This window comes from Humisphaera borealis, from assembly GCF_015169395.1.
GTDB lineage: Bacteria > Planctomycetota > Phycisphaerae > Tepidisphaerales > Tepidisphaeraceae > Humisphaera > Humisphaera borealis.
Genome location: NZ_CP063458.1, coordinates 875,002 through 892,601, shown reverse-complemented (window position 1 = coordinate 892,601; position 17,600 = coordinate 875,002). Strand labels below are relative to the sequence as shown.

Annotated in this window: 13 protein-coding genes; 5 read left to right on the top strand and 8 right to left on the bottom strand. The window is 62.3% G+C overall.

The genetic code is table 11. The features are described from left to right. Positions 1-69: 69 nt before the first annotated feature. The 3 genes from IPV69_RS03380 to trpA form a co-directional block, all read right to left on the bottom strand. The gene (locus IPV69_RS03380) at positions 70-1,077 is read right to left on the bottom strand and encodes an anti-sigma factor family protein (protein WP_206293502.1); all 1,008 of its coding nucleotides are present in this window, start codon (positions 1,075-1,077) and stop codon (positions 70-72) included. 356 nt (positions 1,078-1,433) lie between these two features. Further along, positions 1,434-2,120, bottom strand: coding sequence for an RNA polymerase sigma factor (locus IPV69_RS03375; RefSeq protein WP_206293501.1), 687 nt, complete (start codon positions 2,118-2,120; stop codon positions 1,434-1,436). A gap of 791 nt (positions 2,121-2,911) precedes the next feature. After that, entirely contained in the window at positions 2,912-3,754 is an 843-nt protein-coding gene (gene trpA / locus IPV69_RS03370) for a tryptophan synthase subunit alpha (protein ID WP_206293500.1), read from the bottom strand. A gap of 290 nt (positions 3,755-4,044) precedes the next feature. Here trpA and IPV69_RS03365 point away from each other — a divergent pair, with 290 nt between their 5' ends. Then, positions 4,045-5,631 carry a tetratricopeptide repeat protein gene (locus tag IPV69_RS03365; protein ID WP_206293499.1) on the top strand — a complete coding sequence of 529 codons (1,587 nt, stop codon included), beginning with the start codon at positions 4,045-4,047 and terminating at the stop codon, positions 5,629-5,631. Between the two features lie 115 nt (positions 5,632-5,746). On the opposite strand, the gene IPV69_RS03360 is transcribed toward IPV69_RS03365, so the two are convergent. From IPV69_RS03360 to IPV69_RS03345, 4 genes are all read right to left on the bottom strand, one after another. Continuing rightward, positions 5,747-6,007 (bottom strand): type II toxin-antitoxin system HicB family antitoxin, encoded by a 261-nt coding sequence (locus tag IPV69_RS03360; RefSeq protein ID WP_206293498.1) that lies wholly within the window; start codon positions 6,005-6,007, stop codon positions 5,747-5,749. A 217-nt stretch (positions 6,008-6,224) separates the two neighbouring features. Further along, positions 6,225-6,824, bottom strand: a complete 600-nt coding sequence (locus tag IPV69_RS03355) for a Fe(2+)-trafficking protein (protein WP_206293497.1) — start codon at positions 6,822-6,824, stop codon at positions 6,225-6,227. A gap of 72 nt (positions 6,825-6,896) precedes the next feature. After that, positions 6,897-8,741, bottom strand: a complete 1,845-nt coding sequence (locus IPV69_RS03350; RefSeq protein WP_206293496.1) for a glycosyltransferase family 39 protein — start codon at positions 8,739-8,741, stop codon at positions 6,897-6,899. Positions 8,742-8,805: 64 nt separating this feature from the next. After that, positions 8,806-11,046: a hypothetical protein gene (locus IPV69_RS03345; RefSeq protein ID WP_206293495.1), complete on the bottom strand. Its 2,241-nt coding sequence runs from the start codon at positions 11,044-11,046 to the stop codon at positions 8,806-8,808. Positions 11,047-11,187: 141 nt separating this feature from the next. Here IPV69_RS03345 and cls point away from each other — a divergent pair, with 141 nt between their 5' ends. Next, entirely contained in the window at positions 11,188-12,636 is a 1,449-nt protein-coding gene (gene cls, locus IPV69_RS03340) for a cardiolipin synthase (protein ID WP_206293494.1), read from the top strand. A gap of 23 nt (positions 12,637-12,659) precedes the next feature. On the opposite strand, the gene IPV69_RS03335 is transcribed toward cls, so the two are convergent. Further along, positions 12,660-13,466, bottom strand: a complete 807-nt coding sequence (locus IPV69_RS03335) for a DUF3592 domain-containing protein (RefSeq protein WP_206293493.1) — start codon at positions 13,464-13,466, stop codon at positions 12,660-12,662. 192 nt (positions 13,467-13,658) lie between these two features. On the opposite strand from IPV69_RS03335, the gene IPV69_RS03330 reads away from it, so the two are divergent. The 3 genes from IPV69_RS03330 (at position 13,659) to htpG (ending at position 17,582) form a co-directional block, all read left to right on the top strand. Then, a complete protein-coding gene (locus tag IPV69_RS03330) occupies positions 13,659-14,393 on the top strand; it encodes an endonuclease V (protein ID WP_206293492.1) in 735 nt (244 codons plus the stop codon). A 63-nt stretch (positions 14,394-14,456) separates the two neighbouring features. Further along, positions 14,457-15,338, top strand: coding sequence for a DUF4394 domain-containing protein (locus IPV69_RS03325; RefSeq protein ID WP_206293491.1), 882 nt, complete (start codon positions 14,457-14,459; stop codon positions 15,336-15,338). A gap of 330 nt (positions 15,339-15,668) precedes the next feature. Then, positions 15,669-17,582 (top strand): molecular chaperone HtpG, encoded by a 1,914-nt coding sequence (htpG, locus tag IPV69_RS03320; RefSeq protein ID WP_206293490.1) that lies wholly within the window; start codon positions 15,669-15,671, stop codon positions 17,580-17,582. The last annotated feature ends 18 nt before the right edge of the window (positions 17,583-17,600 follow it).

The following is a 17,600-nucleotide window of genomic DNA, read 5'->3' as shown; positions in this document are numbered from 1 at the left end:
GCGGACTCCCGGAAGGCTTTGCCGTCGCGGCGGCCGAGGAGCACATTCCTGTGCCAGCGCTCGCCTCGCTTACCGCGACGGAAAAAGCGCGCCGTTCTCGACGGTATCCTTCGAAGGCTTATCTTCCGGCTGCGTCGCCGCTTTGCCAATGCTCATCTGGCTCGGACGGGTGAAAGGAAACTCCTTCGCCCAGTCCGCCATCGCGGCGACGTCAAACCCGGGTCCGCTCGGCGGGCCGACATGAATGCTGGTGACGGTCGTGTTTTCCAGCGGGTTCATGCCCGGCGTAAACGACGGCCCGACGCGAATCTCGACCGGGGCCGGCGTGACGGTCGCCATCGGCGCGCCGCCAGTGCCACCGGTGGTGCCCGCCGGTGCCGGTGCCCCGCCGTTCGTGTTGCCACCCTGGTTGATCAGTTTGAACGAGATCGACGCCGCCAATACCAAGCATGCGGCGATCGCCAGTCGGCTGGGCTGCATGAAGAAGTTGCCGATCCGGCCGAACACGCTCGAAGAATCCGCCTGGCGGATCGTGCGTTCGACCGTCTCCGGCCCGATCTTCATCGATTCCGACGACGCGTCTTCCGCTCGATCGATCTGCGCCGAAATGTGGCTGGCGAACTGCTCCCACTGCACGTTGGGAATCTCCACGTCGCGGGCAGCATCGAACGTGCGATCGAGCGAGGCGTACTCCGCCAGCAAAAGCCGGCTGCGCGGGTCGGCGGCGATCTTGTCATCGATCGACCGCAGTTCCTGCTCCAACACGTCGCCGCTGGAGAAACGCGAGATGGATTCTTCGTCGGTTTCCGACACTGCCCCGGCGACGGCGAGCGTCGCGATCTGTCGGCTGATGGACGCTTCGAGCCGGTCCCACCGCACTTCCGGCACGGGCTGGCTGGCAACGATACCGGTCAGCGCGCCGTTGATGGCACGGTACGACTCCAGAATCGCCCGGGCGTCCTCATCTCGGCGGAGAACCGCCTCCAGATCCGCAGACCGCTTCGCGTCGAGCGAGCCGTCGGCGTACTGGGCGATGAGAAATTCAAGGTCGTCGGGCCGCATGATCGGTTCTGCCATTCTGGACGAAAGCGTTCTTGTGTCTTCCTCGGCCCCGGCACACTCGCCGGACGGCCTCTTATAAGTTTCCTGGTCCGCGTCACTCCATCAGACACGGCTGTGACGAAACGTTGGTCACAAAACGTTGGCCAAGCCACAACAGGTCAGGACATTGCGGAGCGGAGAATCGGCATTTTGATTCGGATCAGATGATTCGAATCTCGAATCTCAGATCCCAAATCTCAAATCACAAATCTCAGATCTCAAATCTCAAATGTGAGATTTCAGATTCCCGATCTCCGATGACGCTCCACGGCCAACGTCGACCAATGAACCGCCGCGTTCCACTTTCGACCATCGACATTCAACATTCGACTCTACAGGTGTTCCTTCAACAGTTCCCGAAGCTTTTTCCGGCCTTGGAACACGTGCCACTTGACCGCTTCCACGCTGCAGCCGAGTGCGTCGGCGACCTGCTTTTGCGGCATTTCTTCGATCGTGAACATGACGATCGCCAGCCGCTGTTTTTCGGGCAGCTCCTGCATCGCCGCGGCCAGCCGTTTGCCCATCTCGCGGCTTTGCAGCTTATGGACGGGGTCGCCGCTCTGGCTCATCCAGTCACTGCCGCCGCCCACGTCTGACGCGCTGGGCTCATTCGGGCCGAGCAGATCGTCGAGGGGCAGTTGCGAGCGGGTCTTGCGGCTGCGGCGGTAGTTGAGCGAAAGGTTCGAAACGATCCGCATCAGCCAGCCGCCAAACGCATCGGCCTTCTGCAACGTTGTGAGGCTGCTGTAAGACTTCAGGAACGCGTCCTGGGTGACTTCCAGCGCATCGTGCGTGTTGCCGAGCAGCCGATACGACACCGCGACGGCCTGCCGCTGGTACCGGCGGATGAGCATGTCAAACGCCGTCCGGTCGCCGGCGATGGTCCGCTCGACGAGCATTCCATCGGGCGGTCCGCCGTCAGACGGAGGAGCCGCGGCTGGTGCCATCGGAGAAGCAGGCGGCGGGTTCCCGGCGGTCGGGTCGGCCGTAACCTTCCCGGCAGTCTGAGGATCAGTCACCCGCTTTTCCATTAACTTGACACTCGAAGGGGTAAGAAGGTTTGCCAACAACATGTACGACATTACGGACAATTTGCCCGAAGCTGGCAAATGCCCCGAACCGGGCAACGGCACAAGGCATGGTAAACCCCTGCCTCCGAGGCGTAAAGCCGGTTTATTGGGATACTTGCGGAGTTCTGGCGGGGCTTATCGGGCGAGGCGACGATCGGATGTACAGGGGCACTGCGGTGGAGCATGACCAAAGAGACGTCGCCGGGCTTGGGCATTCCCGCCTGCCAGGCGATTTCGATGGTGACAGAACTTGGCTTGTTAGTACAATGTACGGTTATCGGGAATGCCGGAGAAGGGAGTGGAGCGATGAACCGGGAACGCGGGCCGCCTGACACGCCTCGGGTTCGTTTGGCAATCTTGGGTTCGTTTGGCCGCCTCGGGTTCGTTCGGCGGACGGCGGTCGTCGTCGAGCTGGTGCCACGGCGTCGCCGGTACGCCGGAGACCCGTGGTATCGGCCGCACTCGCGCACGGGTCTGCGGGGTACCGCCGACCCGTGGCACCGGGACGGCTCGGGTTCGTTCGGCAATCTTGGGTTCGTTCGGCGATCTTGGGTTCGTTCGGCGGATGTCGGTCGTCGTCGATCTGGTGCCACGGCGTCGCCGGTACGCCGGGGACCCGTGGTATCGGCCGCACTCGCGCACGGGTCTGCGGAGTACCGCCGACCCGTGGCACCGGGACGGCTTGGGTTCGTTTGGCAATCCTGGGTTCGTTCGGCGAAGCAACGAACGTCTGACGCCGGTCAGACGCGCAGCTCGCTCAGGTACGCACAGACGGCGTCGGCGATCGCCTTGGGTGACTCGGTGACATGTTTCTGCATTCGGCGGACGATCGCGCTACCGATGATCGCCCCGTCGGCGACGCCTCGCAGCATCGCGACGTGGCTCGGCTTGGAGATGCCAAAACCGACGCAGACCGGCTTATCGGTCAGGGCCTTGAGCGAACGGACGCTCGCCGCAAGGTCGGCTGGCAGCTGGTCGCGCTCGCCGGTGATGCCGGACACAGACAGGTAGTAGACGAACCCGGTGCTCAGACGAGCGATTTCGCTTCGGCGGTGCTCGGCGGTGGTAGGGGCGACGAGCAGGCTCGTGTCGAGCCCGCCGGCGTGGATGATCTTGCAGATCTTCTGCGCTTCCGGTGGCGGCAGGTCGGGGATGATCAGACCGTCGAAGCCGGACTCTTTGGCACGCGCGACGAACGCCTCGACACCGATTCGGAATACGATGCTGTAGCTGAGCATGCCAACGATCGGGATCGACACGCGGTCGCGGACCGACTTCACGACGGCAAAGACGTCGGCGACTTTCACGCCCCGCGACAGGGCATACGTGAACGCTTCCTGGATGACCGGCCCGTCGGCGACAGGGTCGGAGAAAGGAAAGCCGACTTCAATCAACGTCGCTCCGACGGTTTCGAGCCGCGGCAAGAGCTCGGCGGTCGTCTCCAGCGACGGAAAGCCGGCAGGGACGAACGGCACGAGCCCGAGGCCCCCGCCGAGCCCTGCGTGAGGCCCGGCACGGACGGCCTCGAAGGCCCGGGCGATCGAAAGGCGTTGGGTAGTCGAACCGGCGGTGGCTGCGGGCATTCCTCGTCCTGCGGATAAAGGGGAACGGATTCGTAAGCCGCGCGATGATAAGGGGACGTGAAGCAGGGTCAAGATGATGGCAAGCCGTGAAGAGGGTCCGAGGTCAGGATCAAGGCCTATGGCGGACTGGGCCAAGAAGGCTCACGAAACTTTCTTCACGCCGTTCGTCGGCGTGGGATATGCTGTGACAGAGCGTGACATTCGTACCTCCGCGTTCGGCGCAGGATGACGGCGAACAAGCTCGCCGGCCCGGCGGGGCAATGGTTGACGGCGCCTATTCGAGGATTCGTATGCTCGATCAACGCAAACGCTTGCCGACCCTGGTCTGCCTGTCTTTCGTCCGTCGAAACCTCCTGCGGCGCGCGGCGGTCGCCGCCGTGGCGGTGGCGTGTTTGGCGGTGCCGGCATGGTCGGACGTCATCCGTCTGAAGGACGGCACCAGCTACGAAGGGGAGATCAAGCGGTCGGCCGACGGGTGGGAAGTGGTTTTGCCGGGCGGCAAGAAGCTGGTCATCCCGACGGACAAGGTCAAGGCGCTGGAAGCCAAGCCCAAACCGGGCGCCACCGTGCCCGACGAACGGCTGGCATCGCTTCGGCGGGCCGCCGAGGCGATGCCGGACATCAAGCAGGTCATCGAGCGGTATCGGGGTTTCATCGTGCAGTTTGCAGGCTCCCCCGCCGCCGACGCCGCCAAGGCCGACCTGGTCATCTGGCAGGATCGTCTGGACCGGAAGCTGACGAAGGTCGGCGACGTGTGGATGACCGACGCGGAACGGGAGGCGACCGCCGAGAAGTCGTATCAGACCGCCGAGCAGGCTCTGACGTTGCTTTTGCAGGGCCGTACCAATCAAGGCATGCCGCTGCTCGAGCAGTCGCTGGTGGAGAATCCGAAGAACGCCGCCGCGTGGTACATGAAGGGGATCCTGCTCTTCAAGCAGGACAAGGCGGTCGAGGCCCGCAAGGCGTTCGAGACCGCTTCGTCGCTCGTCCCCGACCACGCCGCGACCTACAACAACCTGGCAGTGGTGCTCTGGCGGCAGAATCAGCACGTCGCGGCGCTGCTGAACTATGAGAAGGCGCTGCTCGCCGCCCCGCTGCATCGCGGCGTGCTCGACAACATGGCCGAGGCACTGGCGGCACTGCCGGTCGAGCTTCGCGACGGAAACCACGTTAAGCGGATCGTGCGACACTTCAACGATCAGGATTCGCTGCTCCAGCAGCAGATGGCGGTCCAATCGCTGTACCGGTGGGGCTCGACCTGGGTTAGCCAGGCGGACATCGCACAGTTGCAGGCGCTGGAGCGTGAGGTGCGAGCGAAGATCGACCAGATGGAACTGGAATACAACGCGATCAGTGCGCGGCAGAAACGGCTGGAGGTCGATATCGCTTCGGCGCAGAACACCATCCGGCAGATGGAAGCCAACAGCGTGGGATTGGATGCCAACGGGCGGATGGTGCGCTATCCGCTGCCGCCAAGCTACTACGAGTTCGTTCGCGACCTGGCAGTGCTCAAGGCCGAGCGTGACCAGCGGATGGCCGAGCAGGAGCAGATGCGGCAGCAGGCGCGCAAGCTGCAACAGACGATTCCCACGCCCAAGTACACGGGTGCACAGAGGCTGATCGAATGGGAAGGGACGCCGATTTTCGGCAAGGCCGGCGCCCTGCCGGTGGCCGACGCACCGCCGGTGGCAAACCGCCCGCCGGAAGCTCGACCGGCCCCTGCGACGGCGCCGGCCACGATGCCCGCATCACCCCCGGCGACGCAGCCGCGCAAGCCGATCGTGCCGTTTGAAAAGCCGTCGATCATGGACCGAAGGTTCGCCGAGCCCCCACCGCCGACGGTGCCGGATCGGCCGTTGCTGGATGGGCAAAAGTAAGGCTGGTGGGGGTCGAATGGAGTCTCAACTTAGAGCGCAGCAAGTGCTCACGGACGGCAGTCCGTGGGGAATGCGAAGATCCACCGATTGCCGTCGGTGGACGAAGGTTCACCAACTAAGCGTGGGCGGGTTCGACCACGTGAGTATTTGCGTCGTCGACGTCGATCTCCACGGATTCCTGGATGCAGCCGGCGGTCAGGCCGGCGCGGGCCTCGTCACGATAGGTTTCGATCATCAGCGAGAGGGACCGGCGGAGTTTGTCGCGGCATTCTGAAAGTGATTTACCAGAGGTGATGGTGCCTGGGACTTCTTCCACCCACCCGACAAACCAGCCGTTCGCTTCAGGCCGTATGATCGTGTGGTAGCGTTGTCTCATACCCGATGATTCTGCATCTTTGGTTGTCGCCGGGTCAAGCAAAACTTTATCCGGTCACACGAATCGGATTGAGACGGAGGGAGTTGGAAGAGAAACGAGTGGACGGGTATCGGGGTGGTTGGGTGGCGTGGTCGCGGCTTGATGCTCAGTGCCTCTGTGCCGTCGAACACTGCTACGCGGCCACAACGCTCTTCCACCCCAACACCCGTCCGGCTCTTTACACCTGAAGATTCAGGAACTCGCGGATGTGCTGCTCCCAGAGCTTGTTCGCGTTTGGATCGTTGAGCGGAAGGCGGAGCTCGTTGATGACCTTCACGCCCATCTTCTTGGCCTCTTCCCAGCACGGCGCGCAGATGCCTTCGAACACCTGCTGGCCGAAGGCGTTGCGGAACGGCGGCTTGGCGAGCTTGGGGCCGGGCTTGCCGCAGCGGCGACAGATGACTTCCCCTTCGCCGACGGCCTGTTGGACGGCGGATTCCTTGAGCTCGGGTACCGGTGCGCCCAGCTCCTTGAGCAGCGCGACCATCTCGTCGCGCGGCATCTTGTCGCCACGATTGTGGGCCACGACAACGCCTTTGGTCAGCAGCGCGGTCGCGTCTTCTTTTTTGCCCAGGCCGATCAGCGCCTGTGCGTGCAATGAATACGCCTTGCTGAAATCGGGCTTGATCGCGAGGACTCTTTCAAGGCTGGCAATCGCCTCGGCGTGCTGGCCGGCTTCGAGCAGCGCCTTGCCGAGCGAGAAATGCCCCAGCTCGTTGCCGGGATCGTCGTTGGCCATCTTGCGGAACTGATCGATGCGCGTCTGGTTGTCTGTCATGGGCGTTCGGACCTTTGGTTGTGGGCGGAGGATTATAGACACGTTCGCCGGCAGGAGAAGCGACAGCATCCATCAATGGCCGGCAAGCTGATGGACGGTCCCCAGCTTCTGCAGCCCGAGCGTCGCCCGGTCGTAGAGGTAGACTTCGCGATTCGGCTCGTTTCGGACGGAGAGGAAATAACGGAAAAGCGCCACGTTCTGAGGCCCCAGGTCGTGAGCGCGGATCACCCGCGAGTCGTGCGGAAATATGACAGATGTGTTGTAGACAGGCTCTTCATCCGGAGCACTCGATTGTGGCGTGTATCGGAATAAGACCAAGGCTTTTCGATCGGCGGCTTGCAGTTGTGATTCCAATTCCGCCAGATCGACGGCGATAACCGGCAATTCCCCGTGAAAGTATCCGGGACCGAAAATCTCAGGGTCGCGAACAGTGGGGTTGATGCACGGAAAGGAACCGCAGGACAAGGCGATCATCGCAAAGGCAGGAACAGCCTGGCAAAGGGTCGGGGTGTACTTGCAGGTCAGCCGCTCTACACCAAAGATGGAGAGGAGGATCAGGCCGGGCGCGACAACGATCATGTAGTGTGGGATAAAAAACACATAGAACGCATAGAACCCCACGAAGAACAGAACCGACACAAGGAGCGTGATACGAACTCGTCGCTCGCCGTTGGCGCGAAAGGGTAGCGTCGCGGCGACTCCAATTGGCAGCAGGACTGCGAAAAATGGATGTGGCAGGCCAAAGGACAGTAGTGCCGCGAGCCGATCCGTCCACCAGGTCTGGAACAGTTTCGATGGCGTGTGTCTTTCGTATAGTGAAACGACCATCTGCTCATTGAGCACGCGCTTCTGAAGCAACGGCGGCTTTGGTACCTTGGCCGGGTCTATACGATGGAAGCCGAGCATGGGAGCGGGATAGGTCTCGTCGGCGTAACGCGCCTCCGGAAACTCCCACCATTGGCCAGTCATGCCGTGGTTCTGGAACCCCTGTAACGCCAGGAACGGCAATCCCCCGAGCAGGAGTGCCACCGCCTGTTTTGCGTATGTGCCGAACGAGGCGTTTGCCGCGGCCAGATCGAGCATCATCGCCACACCGATGGGTATGGCATAGCAAAGGGCATCCGCGGGCCTGGTGATCCCGGCCCATCCTGCAAGTACGCCGGTCGCCAGAGCCCATCTCCATTTACGCCTCTTTCGCCACTGCATGTATAGAAGCATCATGAGCAGCGCGAAGAGCAGCATCGGGGTTTGCGAAAAGAGCATAACGGAGAGGCAGCGGAACTTCGTTAGGCCTAGCAACATCACCGCCGCCACAAAGCCGTAGATGCCGCCCACAAGTTCGGTCGTCAGTCGGTACAGCAACCCGACGCACGCTCCGGACACGAGCAGTGGAAGCAACCAGTATGGCAAGCCCAGCCATATCGCCGGAACGTAGAGAAGTGAGGTGCCGGGGAAATACATCGAACCGTAAACGGGAGCGACCAGGATGTTGAAGGAGTCGAAAAAGGGGCGAATTTCCGGCGGATACGCTTCGACCCACAGACGCCCCGTCGCCAGCATCCGCATCTGAATCAGGTAGCTCGATTCGTCAACCACTCGTGGGACGAACCACGTCTCCTGCACGACCGCACCGAAATACAGGAAGAAGACCGAAAAAACTGCGACAGCAAGCGCGGTCAGCCAGGCGGTCGAAGCACGGGGGTGACGCAATCGCTCCGCAGCAGATTGGATGCGGCTTCTCATCGGCGGCAGGAGGCAGACTCCGGCCGCCAAACCCAGCAGAATCAGGTGAACGGGCTGGCCGTAGCTCGCTCGCAGGCAGTCGACCCAGACGGCCAGGCCGAGGACCGACGCCAACGCCAGCAAAAAGGCCTCATGGGCTCGCTCTGTTGCATGTCGAAAGATAGCGTTGAGCATCGTCGTCGAGCGTACCGGGCAGGGCGAGTCGTTGCGAGTTGCAGGCGTTTTGTCCCCGAGCCGGTCATCCGACGTTCAACGTCGCCAGGTAATCGGCGACGGCCTTGTTCTGCTTGGCCGCTTCGACCTGCAGCACGCCGATCTCCTTCTGCAGGGCTTCAATCTGGCTCTCCTGCTCGTCGAGCTTCTTGAGCAGGCGGTTGTAGTACTCGGTGTTCTGCGCGACGGTCTTCATGTTGTCGCGAAGCCGAGTCTGTTCCTGCGAGATCTGGGTGATCTGGGCCTGTTTTTCGCCGATCTTGCGCTGCGTCTCGACGACCGCCTGCTTCAGCGTCACGGCCTTCGTCAGGGCGTCGCGGACGTCCTTCGGAATCTCGCCGGTGTTCGAGTAGTTCAGGACGTCGCCGGGGTCCATCGGCAGGACTTCGAGTTGCTCGGCCCGCGTCAGTTCCTGTTTGACGACGAGCTTGGTCGCCTTGCCGGCGGCGACTTTGCCTTTGAAGCGATAGAGGTCGTCCGTGGTTTCGTCGGCTTTGGCCGGCTCGACCAGCTTCCACTCGCTGCCGAGACGGGCGTGCTCGATCAGAAGTGTCTTGTCCTTGTCGCCTTTGTTGTCGGCGACGTACTCCTGCATCTCGACGTCCTTGAACGTCAGGAACAGAACGCCTTTGACGATCCTACCTGTGGTGAGTGTTGAGTGGCTCGCGTTGTTCTCGGCCTGCACGATGATCTGCTGATCGACGCCGTAGCTGATCAGCCGTTCCTGGCCCGGCGGGAGGTCTTCCACGCGGGCGTCGCCGGCGTAAGAACCGCCGTCGAGGACGGTGATCGGTCCCTGGAGCAGGTGCTTGCCGGTGGTGTTTTTGAGCCGTGCGCCCAGGAGTGGATTCTTGGGCAGAACAGTGAGGTTGTAGATCGAGAGCTTTTCGACTTCGACAGGGTCAGTGACGACGGGGATCATCGCGCTGGTCTGGCGCGGAAGGGAGACGTTGCCGACGGTGTACTGGAACAGCTCGCCGACTTTCGCCGCCGACGCAATCGACGAGACGCTGGCCCCTGGGTCGATCGCTTCCGCGGCACCGGCAAACATCCCACCGCCCCCTCCGCCACCCAGGCCACCTGCCGCCGTGCCGGGTTTGGCTGGGGCGGCATTGCGGCCGGACTGCTGTTGAAGTTCTTGCAGCGACTCTCGCTCGCGGGCCCGGTTGGCGCGCTGTTCGTCCTGCTTTCCGTCGGCGAAGCGGTCGAACTCCTTACGAATTGTAATTCCACCGTCGTAGGTTTGCGGGCGAAGGCTCGCATACAGCTCCGGCTGCACGATCGGCCGCGGAATATACAGGGGCTGATACAGGTCCATGATGAAACTAATCGGCCGACCGCTGACGAGGCTCAGTTGGACGTCGTTCCAGTCATTGTCTGTCTGGTTCTCGACAATCGCCCAGCCCTGCAAGGCATCGCCTTCCCCGGCTTTAGGATCGCCCGCCTTGGGCGCGGGAACCTTGGGCCCGTCGGCCGGCTTGTCGGACAGCAGCAGGCGGTAGCTCGTCTTCCAGACCGGCGTCTCGACGACGTAGCCGATGCGCAGCCGACGTTCACCGTCGCCGGTGAAGCTGATGTTCACCGGCTTCTTGTCCTGATCGCGGGCCGATGCCAGCGCCGCAAGCGCGCGGGTGAGCTCGTCCTTCAGCTTCGCGTCCTGAAGTTCGAACGCCCGGACATCGTCCAGCGGAATGCTCCGGATGCCGGCGTCGGTGATGAGATTGACGAAAGGCGAGTTAATCACCTGGCCGCCTTTGCCGTCTTTGTCGGCACCGACGGCGCGGGGTTTCTTTTCCACACCCAGCACGGTGCCGGTGACGGTTTCGCCGCCGAGCGTGATTTTGACCGGTGCCCCGCGGAGTTGGCCGAGCAGTTCGAACACGCCGGGATTGTTGGCGATGTCGATCTGGAAGCTGCGGAGGGTCTTGGAGATCGGGTCCTGCGAGGGGTAGGTGATGACCCCGACCTTGCCCTTGTCCATGTCCTGCAGAACCAGCGATTTGAGAATGTCGTTGATCTGCTGGGTCTTGAACCGCAGCTCGGTCGTCCCGTTGCCTTTGACCATGCCGAAGTGTTCGAAGTAGCCGACGCCCGAGGAGTAAAGCACGACCTGTCGCACAGGCACCTGGGCCTGAGGTGCGTCGGCCTTGGCCGCGTCGGGCCTGGTCGTATCGGGCTTGGCTTGGGCGAACAGGGTCGCGCTCCCCACGAAGCCGACACCCACCACCGCTGCCGCAAGAATTCCGGCGACCAAAACCTTACGCATGTTCGTTTCTCCTGGACTGACTGGACGTTCTTCTATCTGAGGGCAAGCTCCGCGTCTGCCCGTTAGACGTCGGCCGATGGCGAAAGTTTCCCGGCAATCGCACCGACTACCCTCCGATCGCTTCAGCGATATCATCCGCAGGTGCTCATTCTGACCCACCTTGCGACACTTTACCTGATCAGCGAATGGACCATTCGGCTGATCATGCTACTCCACGTTCCGCAGAAGCGAACGCCCGCGGCCGCGCGGACCTGGCTGCTGATCATCTTTCTGCTCCCATGGCCGGGCCTGATCGTTTACATGCTTATCGGCCGGCCGTATCTACCCGAGAAGCGTCGGCGTGCCCGGGAGTTGGCCAGTCGGCAGATCATCGAGATTCAGAAGCGTATCGGCCGTCACCACGTCGCCACGCCCGAACTGCCGGCCAATCTCGCCCAGGCATCGAGCCTGGCGGCCCACCTCGGCGACTTCGAACCCTTCTCCGGCAATGAAGTCGAGCTCCTGGACGACTACGAAGGCGCGATCGACCGCCTGATCGCCGACATCGACGCCGCCGTTCACCACGCCCATCTGCTGTTCTACATTGTCGCGCCCGATTGCACCGGCCGACGCGTTTGCGACGCCCTGATCCGCGCCGCCAAACGCGGCGTCAACGCCCGCCTGCTGGTTGACGGTGTGGGGTCCAAGGGATTCCTCAAGCGAATGGCGGCCGAGGTTCGCTCGAGTGGGGTCGAAGTCATCACGCTGTTGCCCACCGGCTTTTTTCGCCAGAACGCGGCGCGGTTCGACCTTCGCAACCACCGCAAGATTGCCGTCATCGACGGCCAGATCGGGTACACCGGGTCGCAGAACATCGTCGATCCCGAGTTCGTTCCCGGTCGGCCGAACGAAGAACTGATGATGCGTATTACGGGCCCGCTGGTGATGCAGTTGCAGGCGGTGTTTCTGGCCGATCGCTTTGCCGAAACCGCCGATTCGATCCTCACGCCGGACTTGCTCCCCCCGCCGATGCTACAAGCCCCCGCCGAGGGCAAACCGACTGGCGTCACCGCGCAGTTGCTTCCCAGCGGGCCTGGTTACCAGCACGAGAACGGGCAGGAACTGATCGTCGCCCTACTGCACGGTGCCAAGGAGCGGGTCGTTATCGCCACGCCGTACTTCATCCCCGACGAACCATTGCTTCAGGCGATGCAGTCGGCCGTGCTGCGCGGGGTGGACGTGCGACTGGTCGTTTCGGAAAAGTCGAACCAGCTGATCACCGAGTTCGCACAGCAATCGTTCTATGACGAACTACTCGCCGCGAAGATAAAAGTGTATCGGTATCGGCCACGCTTCCTTCACGCCAAGCACCTGTCGATCGACGACCGGATTTGCGTCATCGGGACGAGCAACATGGACATCCGATCGTTCAAGCTGAATGCCGAGGTGGTGGCGATCTTCTATGACATTGATGTCACCCGTCGCCTGCGGGTGATCCAGGAGCGCTATTTCGCCGGCAGCGTGATACTCGCCGCGGACGAGTGGGCCCGGCGTCCGGCGTGGCGGCGGTTGATACAGAACATCGCCCGCATGGCCGATGCCCTGCTGTGACGTGCGAGTCGCTGGGCCGACGTTCACATCTGCGGCAATGGCCGAACCCCGTAGAGGTCGGGCTCGGGGCGGGCGGGGTCATTGGGGTCGATCAGAACCGTGATCACCGTACCGCGTGGGAACTGGTTCATGACTTTCGCCGCAACGGTGAGGTTCTTGCTCACCTGTTCGGCACCGGCAAGGTCGATGTAGCGATAGCCGATGACGTACCGCCGGTTCTTCCCCTTGCCCTGAGGTTCGGACAGAACGATCTGGCCCGGTCGCGCCTGGCCTCGGAAGACGACGGCAGTCCTTCGTCGCGCGGCTTTGCGGTTGCCGAAGTACATGAGATAGCTGACGACCAGCAGCACCGCCGCGATCGACCCCATGATCCATTTGTCGGCGTTGCTTCGGTCGCGTTTGAGTCGGTTCTGCGTCGAGTCGTCCGGCAGGTATTCGATGGGGCAACGCTCGCCGTGCGTCGTGTCGTAATACAGATCGGAAGGAACTTTTTCTTCGGTCTGGCGGCGCAGATTCTGGTGATCCTGAAAAGCGTAGGTCACGTAATAGCTGGTGGTTTTTCGGCCCTTGCTGTTGGTCGTGGTATTGCTGCGCTTGCTGAGGATGGTGCCCAACGCCGTCTTCCCCTGTGCGCTGTATCGGTGGTCGCGGTGGAGCATGTAAGCGACCCCGATCGTCAGCCCGACGGCGACCAGGAACAGCAGCGTTGCGACAATGACCATGGGCCAGCCGCCGGCGAGCTTCCATTGCAGCCGGGATTCGTCCGGCGGCGGCTGGTCGAACGTCGGCGTCAGGGGAGCGATTGCAACGGGAGAATAGGGCGCGTCCATAGTTGGTCCTGCCATTATCGAGATTGTGCCGGCGATATCGAGTGACGATTCGCGCTGGACATTCCGACCCGGTGCGGCCAATGATCGCGTGCGGACGGACGCACGAAAGTGCTTGTCAGACTTGGACTTTATGCATTCACCGGACCGGCGAGCGGGCTCGCCGGCTACACGCGGCGCAGGACGAGGGATCATTTGGAAGCCGGACCATCTTCAAAGCCGCGAAAGGTGCCGCCGGGGCTGATCGAACAGTGGAAGGCTTGCCAGGCCGAATTGCGGGCACGGCTGGTGATCGAATCGCTGACGGAGATTCCCCGCTTTGTCGCCGGCGCAGATGCGTGCTTCGACGAAGTCGGCGGACGTGTGATCGCCTGTGCGCTGGTGTGGGACCGACGAGAGCGGAAGGTTGTGGATCTGGCTCAGTCCGTTCGCCCGCTTGAGTTCCCTTACGTCCCGACATTTCTGAGCTTCCGAGAAGCGCCGGCCGTCACCGAGGCGATTCAGCGGCTTTCACACCCTTTCGGTGTGGTGTGCTTCGACGGCCAGGGCTATGCCCACCCCAGGCGCTGCGGGCTCGCGACCCACGTCGGCGTCTCGCTCGATGTTCCCGCGATCGGCTGCGCCAAAAGCCGCCTGATTGGCACACACGAAGAACCTGGAATAGAAGCGGGCTCATCGTCACCGCTCACGCACGCCGGCGAACAGATTGGGCTGGTGCTGCGAACGCGGTCGGCAACCAAGCCCATCTACGCCAGCATCGGGCACCGCGTCGACCTGGCATCGGTCCGTCAGGTGCTGTTGGCATGCTGCACGCGGTATCGCATCCCTGAGCCTACCCGCCTGGCGGACATTGAAGTCGCGAAGATGAAGAAAACGCTCGGATTCGAGAATTCCGAACTTGGGAAATCCGATCCGCATCCCGCTCCGTAAGGCGTACTGACTCGATCCGATTCTGGACCGAGGTCAGGGGAACGTCCGTATCAGGAGAGGTTCATGCACCGGATTCATTCGACGGCAGGGGTTGCGGTACTGGCGATGCTGACGACGGCAGGATCGGCGTCGGCGGCGCAGATTTACGCACTTAACTCCGCAAACCAGATTGCGTCCTTCGACTCCGAAAGCCCGGGTACGGTGTCGGCACCGGTGAACCTCTCGCAAAGTGGCTTTGTCGATATCGACTTCTCGCCGGCCAACGGCAAGCTCTACGGCATCACCGCCGCCGGCGTGGTTTACACGATCAACCCGGCAACGGGTGCGGCGGTGCTCGCGGCATCGCCGAATCCTTCGACGGCTTTCAACGGCATCGTCATCAATCGGATGGACTTCAACCCCGCCGCCGACCGCATGCGCATCTTCGGCACCGGCGCGACCCAGAACTTCCGCATGGTCCCTGACGCGACGGCGATCACCGCGCCTCAGACCGGTTCGCCCGGCGACGTCACCGCCGACGGCAATTTCACCGGCGTTGCCGGCGCGGTACTTGTCGGCAGCGCTTACACGAACAACTTCGACGGCGTCCCGGCGGCCAACACCACCCTTTACAGCATCGATACCAACGCCGACCAGTTGATCATTCATTCGGTCGGCCCCGCCTTCAATACCATCGCCGCGGTCGGACCGCTGAACTTCGCCGTCGGCAGCAATGTCGGGTTCGACATTGCTCAGAACGGCGTGAGTTATCTCTCCGACGGGAACGCGTTCTATTCCGTCAATCTCGCCACCGGCGGACTGACGTCCAAGGGCACCATCGGCGCTGGAGCCGGCTCGGTCACCTCCCTCGCGGCAACGGCCGTGCCGGAACCCACCGTCGCCGGGCTGGCATTGTTCGCCGCCGCCGGCTTGCTGGCTCGACGTCGCGTCGCCCGCGGCGTCTAGACGCTTACGCAAACAGCGACAGCAGATCGAAAAACCCAAGGCAGGCCGGCGCTGATCGCCGGCCTGCCTTGTTCTCATGGTGGCCGATCACATCTGGTCGACGCCGCCCGCAAGGGATCGCGTCCGCCAAGGCGGACCCTCCAGCCTTTCGCGTGGTGGCCGATCACGTGAGGCAGAAGACGCATCACTGCCAATTCGGCAGACGACCGGCCGACTGCCGAGGATGTAAGTCCAATTCTGAAAACCGTTTACAGACAACTCTAAAAAGGCACGACTTTTGTAGGCGGTGTCGGTTCAGTCTGTTTCCGGATCCTACAAGGAGTTTCCATCATGACCGCAGCCGCCGACCTCGAAGCCCCGCAGACGATGCAGTTCAAGACCGAACTGAAGCAGCTTCTGGACCTGATTATTCACTCGCTTTATACGAAGAAGGAAATCTTCCTCCGGGAACTGGTGTCGAACGCCGCCGACGCGATCGACAAGGTTCGCTTCGAGGGCCTGACCAATCCGGGCATCCTGGAAGGCGACACCGACTGGAAGATCCGCCTGATTCCCGACGAGAAGGCCAAGACGCTTACCATTCGCGACAACGGCATCGGCATGTCGCGCGAGCAGATCGTCGAGAACCTTGGAACGATCGCCAAGAGCGGTACCAAGGCGTTCCTGCAGAACCTGCAGAAGGCCGAGGCAAAGGAACGCCCGGAGCTGATCGGGCAGTTCGGCGTCGGGTTTTACGCCTCGTTCATGGTCGCCGACCGAGTGACCGTTATCAGCCGGCCCGCTGGCGGTGGCGAAGCGGCTAAGTGGGAGAGCGACGGGCAAGGCGAGTTCAGCGTGTCGCCGGCCGAGCGGCCTGAGGGACGGGGGACCGATGTCACCCTGCACCTTCGCGAAGACGCTTCTGAGTTCCTATCCCCCTGGAAGCTGCGGGAGATCGTCAAGCGGTACTCCGACTACATCGAGCACCCCATCGTCCAGGCGAAGGTGACCGAGAAGGATGGCAAGACCGAGACCACCGACGAGGTTCTCAACAGTCGCCAGGCGATCTGGCTTCGGCCGAAGCACGAGGTGAAGGCCGAGGATTACAACGCGTTCTACAAGCAGATCAGCCACGACTTTGAGGACCCCGCCAAGACGATCCACATCTCGGCCGAAGGGGGTGCCGTCGAGTTCCGGGCCCTGCTGTTTATCCCAAGCAAGAAGGGGATGGACTTCATGGCCGGTCCGGAGAAAAAGAGCAGCATCGACCTTTACGTGCGGCGGGTGCTGATCCAGCACGAGTCGGAAGAAGTCGCCCCGCCGTATCTGCGGTTCGTGAAAGGGGTTGTGGATTGTGCCGACCTGCCCCTGAACGTCAGCCGGGAGACCCTGCAGCACAACCCGGTACTGGCAAAGGTCAAGAGCAATCTGGCCAACCGGGTACTGAAAACCCTCGAAGACATGAAGTCGTCGGACTTCGACGCGTACCGGAAGTTTTTCGACGAGTTCGGGGTCTACTTGAAGGAAGGGACGGCCACCGAATGGTCGACCAAAGACAAGGAACGCCTTGCCGACCTGCTTCTGTTTCAATCGACGGCGACGAAGGCCGGCGAGTACACGACGTTGGACAAGTACGTCGCGGCGATGAAAGCCGAACAGAAGGAGATCTTCTATCTCGTTGGCGAGTCGCGGCAGCTTCTGGAAAACTCGCCGTACCTTGAGGCTTTCAAGGCACGGAACGAAGAAGTTTTGTTGCTGACCGAGCCGATTGATGAATACCTGATCCAGTCGCTCAGCACCTACAAGGATAAGCAACTGAAGGCGGCCGATCGCGGCGAGGTCAAAGACGAAGAAACCGACGACCAGAAGAAGCAGGCCGAGGCGCTCAAGCCCCTGGTCGGTGTGATCAAGGAAAAGCTGGGCGACGCGGTCGCGGACGTGCGGCTGACCCGGCGACTGAAGGAGAGCGCCGCGGTGCTCGTGGCCGAAGAAGGTGCCATGTCGCCGCAGATGGAACGGCTGATGGCCCGTATGGGTCGCGGCGGCGAGATCCCGCCGAGCAAGCGGGTCCTCGAGCTGAACCCGGCCCATCCGGTGGTTGCCAAGCTGCAGTCGCTTCACGAGCGCAATGCCGGTGACGCCCGTATCGAATCGATCGGCCGGCTGCTTTACGACCAGGCCGTTGTCGCCGAAGGGTCAAAGATCGAAGACCCGGCGGCATTCGCCAGGCGGCTTAACGAGCTGATTGCGTTGGTCACCTCGTAAGCTCGGCCTTTCCCCTGG

Bases quoted from the DNA above. Each gene is read 5' to 3' on its own strand.
- IPV69_RS03335 (WP_206293493.1), bottom strand. From the start codon at position 13,466: ATGGACGCGCCCTATTCTCCCGTTGCAATCGCTCCCCTGACGCCGACG.
- IPV69_RS03380 (WP_206293502.1), bottom strand. From the start codon at position 1,077: ATGGCAGAACCGATCATGCGGCCCGACGACCTTGAATTTCTCATCGCC.
- htpG (WP_206293490.1), top strand. From the start codon at position 15,669: ATGACCGCAGCCGCCGACCTCGAAGCCCCGCAGACGATGCAGTTCAAG.
- IPV69_RS03360 (WP_206293498.1), bottom strand. From the start codon at position 6,007: ATGAGACAACGCTACCACACGATCATACGGCCTGAAGCGAACGGCTGG.
- IPV69_RS03355 (WP_206293497.1), bottom strand. From the start codon at position 6,824: ATGACAGACAACCAGACGCGCATCGATCAGTTCCGCAAGATGGCCAAC.
- IPV69_RS03345 (WP_206293495.1), bottom strand. From the start codon at position 11,046: ATGCGTAAGGTTTTGGTCGCCGGAATTCTTGCGGCAGCGGTGGTGGGT.
- trpA (WP_206293500.1), bottom strand. From the start codon at position 3,754: ATGCCCGCAGCCACCGCCGGTTCGACTACCCAACGCCTTTCGATCGCC.
- IPV69_RS03325 (WP_206293491.1), top strand. From the start codon at position 14,457: ATGCACCGGATTCATTCGACGGCAGGGGTTGCGGTACTGGCGATGCTG.
- IPV69_RS03350 (WP_206293496.1), bottom strand. From the start codon at position 8,741: ATGCTCAACGCTATCTTTCGACATGCAACAGAGCGAGCCCATGAGGCC.
- IPV69_RS03365 (WP_206293499.1), top strand. From the start codon at position 4,045: ATGCTCGATCAACGCAAACGCTTGCCGACCCTGGTCTGCCTGTCTTTC.